Annotated in this window: 7 protein-coding genes; 3 read left to right on the top strand and 4 right to left on the bottom strand. The window is 71.6% G+C overall.

Annotation, left to right across the window (positions count from 1 at the left end; all coding sequences use genetic code 11):
* Positions 1-100 precede the first annotated feature (100 nt).
* Positions 101-322: a zf-HC2 domain-containing protein gene (locus NWFMUON74_RS17785; protein WP_187683006.1), complete on the top strand. Its 222-nt coding sequence runs from the start codon at positions 101-103 to the stop codon at positions 320-322.
* Here the strand turns inward: NWFMUON74_RS17785 and NWFMUON74_RS17780 are convergent.
* Together NWFMUON74_RS17780 and sigK are read right to left on the bottom strand one after the other, a co-directional pair.
* A complete protein-coding gene (locus tag NWFMUON74_RS17780) occupies positions 271-555 on the bottom strand; it encodes an RskA family anti-sigma factor (RefSeq protein ID WP_187683005.1) in 285 nt (94 codons plus the stop codon). The genes NWFMUON74_RS17785 and NWFMUON74_RS17780 overlap by 52 nt on opposite strands.
* A 14-nt stretch (positions 556-569) precedes the next feature.
* Positions 570-1,175, bottom strand: coding sequence for an ECF RNA polymerase sigma factor SigK (gene sigK, locus NWFMUON74_RS17775; RefSeq protein WP_187683004.1), 606 nt, complete (start codon positions 1,173-1,175; stop codon positions 570-572).
* Between the two features lie 416 nt (positions 1,176-1,591).
* Between sigK and NWFMUON74_RS17770 the strand changes: the two genes are divergently transcribed.
* A complete protein-coding gene (locus NWFMUON74_RS17770; RefSeq protein WP_187683003.1) occupies positions 1,592-2,329 on the top strand; it encodes a PP2C family protein-serine/threonine phosphatase in 738 nt (245 codons plus the stop codon).
* Positions 2,330-2,356: 27 nt separating this feature from the next.
* On the opposite strand, the gene NWFMUON74_RS17765 is transcribed toward NWFMUON74_RS17770, so the two are convergent.
* Positions 2,357-3,439 (bottom strand): lycopene cyclase family protein, encoded by a 1,083-nt coding sequence (locus NWFMUON74_RS17765; RefSeq protein WP_232110417.1) that lies wholly within the window; start codon positions 3,437-3,439, stop codon positions 2,357-2,359.
* A gap of 76 nt (positions 3,440-3,515) precedes the next feature.
* Positions 3,516-4,277 (bottom strand): SDR family oxidoreductase, encoded by a 762-nt coding sequence (locus NWFMUON74_RS17760; protein ID WP_187683002.1) that lies wholly within the window; start codon positions 4,275-4,277, stop codon positions 3,516-3,518.
* Between the two features lie 145 nt (positions 4,278-4,422).
* Between NWFMUON74_RS17760 and NWFMUON74_RS17755 the strand changes: the two genes are divergently transcribed.
* Positions 4,423-6,054, top strand: a complete 1,632-nt coding sequence (locus NWFMUON74_RS17755; RefSeq protein WP_187689245.1) for an ABC-F family ATP-binding cassette domain-containing protein — start codon at positions 4,423-4,425, stop codon at positions 6,052-6,054.
* Positions 6,055-6,174 lie beyond the last annotated feature (120 nt).

The raw sequence follows: 6,174 nt of genomic DNA, 5'->3' as shown, positions 1-6,174 counted from the left end.
CGAACCCGGGTGGTCACGGACAGGAGACGCTTCTATCGGGAGGTAGCGCAGTGCTCTACACAGTCACCGCGGTCGTGATCGACCGGACGGTCGCCGCATCGTGAACGCATGTCCGGACTGGGGCGCGCTCAGCGGCGCGTACGTGCTGGACGCGCTGGCCGACGGCGAGCGGGCGGAGTTCGAACGGCACCTGGAATGGTGCCCGGCGTGCCTGCTCGAGGTCGCCGAATTCCGTGCAGTGCTGGTGCGGCTGGCGGAATGCCTGGCGTGTCAGCCCGATCCGGCCCTGCGGGCGCGGGTGCTGACCGGGCTCGCGGAGTGAGCGGGCCGGCGGGCGACCGGCTGCTGGGGTGTGGCCTCGATGCGCCGCAGCACCCGCGCCCGCAGCTCCTCCGACGGGGGTTGTGCCCACGCGGCCGCGAGCCGGGCGACGGTGCCGCCCAGCTCGCCGATCTCCCGGCGGCAGCACGGGCATTCGCGCAGATGCGCTTCGAAGGCGGTGCGTTCCTCGTCCGGTAGCGCATCGAGCACATAGGGTGCCGTGAGATCGTGCATCCCGGCCGGACAAGTCACTGTTGAGCTCCCAAATATTCACGCAACCGGATCAGACCGTCACGCATCCTGGTCTTGATCGTTCCCACCGGTGTGCCGAGGACCTGGGAGACCTCGCGGTAGGTATAGCCGCCATAGTAGGCGAGCACGATGGACTGCCGCTGCAGCTCGGTCAGCTTGTCCAGCGCGGTGCGCACCTGCTGCTCGTCGAGGCGGGCCAGCGCCGTCTCGACGACCTCGTCGACCGGGCGGCGCACGTCGAGCTGTTCGATGCGACCCTCGCGGTCGGAACAGGCCTGTTCGTGCCGAACCCGATCGATGGCCCGCCGGTGCGCCATCGTCACCGCCCACGCCATCACGTTGCCCTGCTGTTCGCAGAACTTGGGCGCCTTGAGCCAGATCTCCAGCAGGACCTCCTGCATCACCTCCTCGGACCGGGAGCGGTCGCGCAGGATTCTGGTGACGATCCCCAGCACGGGACCGGAGACGATGTCGTAGAGATCGGCGAAGGCCTGCTCGTCACCCACGGCAACGCGTTCGATCAGCGCTTGCAGTGGCGCGTCCGCGCCGGCGCCCTCGCCGGCCGAGACGGTACCCGCCGAACCTCGGGCGCGGATGACCAATTCAATGTCCTTCCAGACCGACGGCCAATGCGTACGACCTCACAGAGAGGGAGTCGTCGCCGAAGCATCGCCGGATTGGTCCCGGACGAGAATTTTTCGCCGGGAAGCGAGGGACGCCCCGCGGCGGGTGCGTCGCCGTGTCACCGCGGCCGGGAAGGATCGGCGGTCGGGCCGGGGCCGGTGCGGAAGGTACTGGTCATGACGGTCGGGGTAGGGTGCGCGATCCTTTCGCCAGGGGCTGACACAGGGGAGTCGGAGCGGCCGCCGCACCGGATTGGTCGGCGCGGGTGCTATCGAATCGTGATCAACTCGTGCCCCCTTTCACAGGGAGCGCACGGTTGACTCTTGGATTGCCGGCGTTTACTCGAGTTGTGCTGATCGACAGCGCACGCGGGCCAGTCCGAGGAGGCCAGGCCGTGGACAACGCACCCACCACCGCCATTACTCGCCGCGAGCTGATCCGGCTCACGGGTATCACAGGACAATCGGTGAGCCGGCGTGGCGGGCGTTCGATCAACGCGGACGCGGTGGCCGGTCACACGGACCCGGCGACGGGCCACACCGCCTTCGTGGTCGCCGACGGCGTGGGTGATCATCTGCTGGCGGCCCGCGCCGCCCGCACGGCCGCGACGACGGTGGCCCGCGAGGCGGCCGCGCACGGCCCGCAGTCGGGCATCCTTGCCGCGCAGCGGGAACTGCTCCGCGAGTTCCCCGAACCGAGCGCCGACGCCGTGCTGGTGGTCGCGGTGCTGCCCGACGACCGGTCGTCGGGCAGCTGCGAGATCGCCTGGGTGGGCGACTGCCGCGCCTACCGGTGGAACGGCCGGGTGCTGCACCAGGTCACCACCGACCACACCGTCGCCGAGTATCTGCGCACCCGCGGAGTCGAGCCCGCGGCCCGGGCCGACCACATGGTCTACACGACCGTCCGCACCGTCCGGGCCACCGACATCGGCTGCGCCGTCACGGGCACCAGCACCGGCCGCCTGCTGCTGAGCACCGACGGCGTGCACAAGATGCTGACCATCGCGCAGGTCAAGGAGATCCTCGCCGCCCACCCCACCCCGGACACCGCCGCGGAAACCCTGGTGGACACCGCCCTGCGCGCGGGCGGCACGGACAACACCACCGCCCTGGTGATCGACAGCCACTGATCGGGAAACCTTGGGCGCCAAGCCTTCTCAACGTCCCACGGTGGCCGCGACGAGGGTGCGGCGCAGCCGCCAGGGCAGCTTGCCGAACAGCGCGGCCATGGCGGCGGCGGTGCCCGGGAGGTCGGCGCGGCCGGACAGATAGGCGCGCTGCCATCGGGGCGACAGGTCGAAGAAGGCGTCGAAGAAGCGCGGCACGTCGGACGGGGGCAGCGCGAGCAGGGCCCGCAGCCCGGCCGTGCGCAGACGATGGACCGCGCGGGCGGTGGGCGGCCAGATCGAGGCGCTCGCGGCCACGGCGTCCGCCGCCGCGAGCGACGCCGCCACGCTGTATCCGGTGGCGGGGTGCAGCAGCGCACCCGCGGCGCCGAACCGGCGGTGGCCGGGCCGCCCGCCCTGGACCGGGAAGCGCACGTGCTCGACCGGCTCACTGCCGTCGAGTTCGATACCGCGACAGCGCAATCGGGTGCGCAGCCGCTCGCGCAGTTCGGCCCCGCTCAGTGCGGGGCGTCCGGCCAGGCAGGTCTCCTCGAGCAGGCAGGTGCCGGGACCGAGGGGGATCGCGTAGAGGAACGAGGGCGGCTCGCCCATACCCGCCCCGTGATCGGGACGCCAATCCATGAACAGCGGTTCGGCCCACCGCTCGCGGGCGACCACGACGCCGTAGGCGGTCTGCTCGGCCCAGGCCGGGGAGCGGCCGACCCCCCGGGCATCGATGATCCGCCACGCGGTCAGCACCTCTCCCGACGCCAGCCGCACCGCCTCCCGCCCGGCCCCGCGGCGCGGCCGCACGATCTCGGCGGCCCGGTCCGCCACCACCCGGGCGTCGCCGAGTGCCAGCGAATCCTGCAGTGCCGCGACGTCGAACACCGCGTACGGCCGGTCGATCTCGAATCGCCGGGTGCCCCACGCCACCGGCCGGGCCACGGTGGCCGCGATCGTGTGCGCGGGAACCCACTGCGGAATGTCGTCGGCCCACGCCGCGTAGGTGGCCGTCCACCGCCGCTCCGGGCGGGGATCCACCACCGTCACCGACATCCCCCGCGCCACGGCGCGATGCGCCAGTGCCCGCCCGCCGGGCCCGAGCCCGCAGACGATCAGGTCCGTGGTCACGACTCCGGCACGCCCCCGAACCCGCCGCGACGCGCCGATTCGCCGCGCATCCCGCGCACCGGCCCGTCCGAGCCGATCAGAGCCCGCCGGTCGCCAGCAGGCCGCCGTCCACCCGCACGACCTCGCCGGTGATCCAGCTCGCCTGATCGGACACCAGGAATCCGATCAGCGCGGCCACGTCCTCGGGGGTGCCGAGCCGCTTCATCGGATAAGGCCGCGCGGCCGCTTCCTCGTCCGCCGAGTACAGCGCGTCGGCGAACTTCGTCTTCACCACGCCGGGCGCCACCGCGTTCACCCGGATGCCCGGCCCGAGCTGCCAGGCCAGCTCCTCGGTGAGGCGGATCAGCGCCGCCTTCGACGCCCCGTACGCGGCGATGACGCCGCTGGACCGCAGCCCGGCGACGCTGGCGACGTTGACCACCGCGCCGCCGTTGTCCCGCATCCAGGCTCGGTAGGCCTCCTGCACATAGCCCAGCGCCGCAACGACATTCACGTCGAAGATCTTGCGCACCGCGTCGAGGTCGGCGTCCATCAGCGACCCGAACACCGGGTTGATGCCGGTGTTGTTGATCAGGATGTCCAGCGATCCGAACTCGGCCACCACACCGGCCACCGCCTGGGCGCGCGCCGCGGCGTCACCGGAATTGCCCGCCAGCGCCACCACCGTGCCCGGATGTCCCAGTGCCCGCAGATCGGCGGCGGTCTCGGCCAGCGGTTCGGCCTTGCGCGCGGTGATCAGCACGTTCGCGCCACGAGCCAGCAGCTCGGCGGCGACCGCCTTGCCGATGCCCCGGCTCGCCCCCGTGACCAGCGCCCCCTTGCCCTTCAGATCGCTCATGGACCGCACGTTACCCGGTGGGGGGTGGTGCACGTTACGGCAACCGATCCTTCGCATGGGTAAAATCGGTGGTTCTTGTGTGCCGTCCGCATGCACACTCGAGCCGTTGCCCGCGAAACCCGCCGAACCCGCCGAGGAGAAATCTGTGATCACCGCGACCGACCTGGAGGTCCGGGCCGGAATCCGCACCCTTCTGACCGCGTCGGGCTCGGCGCTGCGGGTGCAGTCCGGCGACCGGATCGGGCTGGTCGGGCGCAACGGTGCGGGGAAGACCACCACCTTGCGCATCCTGGCCGGCGAGGCCGAACCGTACGCGGGCAAGGTGATCCGCTCCGGCGAGATCGGCTACCTGCCGCAGGATCCGCGCGAGGGCGATCTGGACGTGCTCGCCCGCGACCGGGTGCTGTCGGCCCGCGGGCTCGACGCCCTGATCCGTCAGATGGAGAAGCAGCAGGCGCTGATGGCGGAGGTCGCCGACGACGCCGCCCGCGAGCAGGCGGTGCGCAAGTACGGCCGCCTGGAGGAGCGGTTCTCGGCGCTGGGCGGCTACGTCGCCGAGAGCGAGGCCGCCCGCATCTGCAACAGCCTCGGCCTGCCCGAGCGGGTGCTCGGCCAGTCCCTGCGCACGCTGTCGGGCGGTCAGCGCCGCCGCATCGAGCTGGCGCGCATCCTGTTCTCGGCGTCCGACGGCAGCGGCGGCAAGTCCGACACCACGCTGCTGCTCGACGAGCCGACCAACCACCTCGACGCCGACTCCATCACCTGGCTGCGCGGTTTCCTGCAGAGCCACGACGGCGGCCTCGTCGTCATCAGCCACGACGTGGAACTGCTCGAGGCGGTCGTGAACAAGGTGTGGTTCCTCGACGCCGTGCGCGGCGAGGCCGACATCTACAACATGGGCTGGAAGAAGTACCTCGACGCCCGCGCCACCGACGAGCAGCGCCGCCGCCGCGAGCGCGCCAACGCGGAGAAGAAGGCGTCCGCGCTCAAGGCCCAGGCCGCCAAACTCGGCGCCAAGGCCACCAAAGCCGTTGCGGCACAGAACATGGTGAAGCGGGCCGAGCGGATGCTGGCCGAGGCGGACGAGGTGCGGGTGGCCGACAAGGTGGCACGCATCAAGTTCCCCGAGCCCGCCGCCTGCGGCAAGACGCCGCTGATGGCGGAGAACCTGACCAAGATGTACGGCTCGCTGGAGATCTTCACCGGCGTCGACCTGGCCATCGACCGCGGCAGCCGGGTGGTGGTGCTGGGCCTCAACGGCGCGGGCAAGACGACGCTGCTGCGCCTGCTCGCCGGGGTGGAGCAGCCCAGCGCGGGCGGCCTGGTGCCCGGCCACGGCCTGAAGATCGGCTACTTCGCGCAGGAACACGACACCCTCGACGACCGCGCCTCGGTGTGGGAGAACATCCGCCACGCCGCCCCCGACGCGGGCGAACAGGACCTGCGCGGGCTGCTGGGCGCCTTCATGTTCACCGGCCCGCAACTGGAACAGCCCGCGGGCACCCTGTCCGGCGGCGAGAAGACCCGCCTCGCCCTGGCGGGCCTGGTCTCCTCGGCAGCCAACGTCCTGCTCCTCGACGAGCCCACCAACAACCTGGACCCCATCTCCCGCGAACAGGTCCTCGACGCCCTCCGCAGCTACGCCGGCGCGGTAGTCCTGGTCACCCACGACCCAGGCGCCGCCGAGGCCCTCAACCCCGAACGAGTGATCATGCTCCCCGACGGCACCGAAGACCATTGGTCCCAGGACTATCTGGAACTCATCCAACTGGCCTGAACCGCCCGCGGCGCCCCCATTGCCTGAACCGCCCGCGGCCCCCCATTGCCTGGACAGCCCGCGGTGCCCCATTTCGTGGACCGCGCGCGGTTTCCCCATTTCGTGGACCGCGCGCGGTTC

The organism is Nocardia wallacei (assembly GCF_014466955.1).
Classification (GTDB): domain Bacteria; phylum Actinomycetota; class Actinomycetes; order Mycobacteriales; family Mycobacteriaceae; genus Nocardia; species Nocardia wallacei.
This window is presented reverse-complemented; position numbering and strand designations above follow the sequence as displayed.

What these genes read in the sequence shown, in the direction of transcription:
- NWFMUON74_RS17760 (WP_187683002.1), bottom strand. Translation starts at nt 4,277, where the DNA reads ATGAGCGATCTGAAGGGCAAGGGGGCGCTGGTCACGGGGGCGAGCCGG.
- NWFMUON74_RS17780 (WP_187683005.1), bottom strand. Translation starts at nt 555, where the DNA reads ATGCACGATCTCACGGCACCCTATGTGCTCGATGCGCTACCGGACGAG.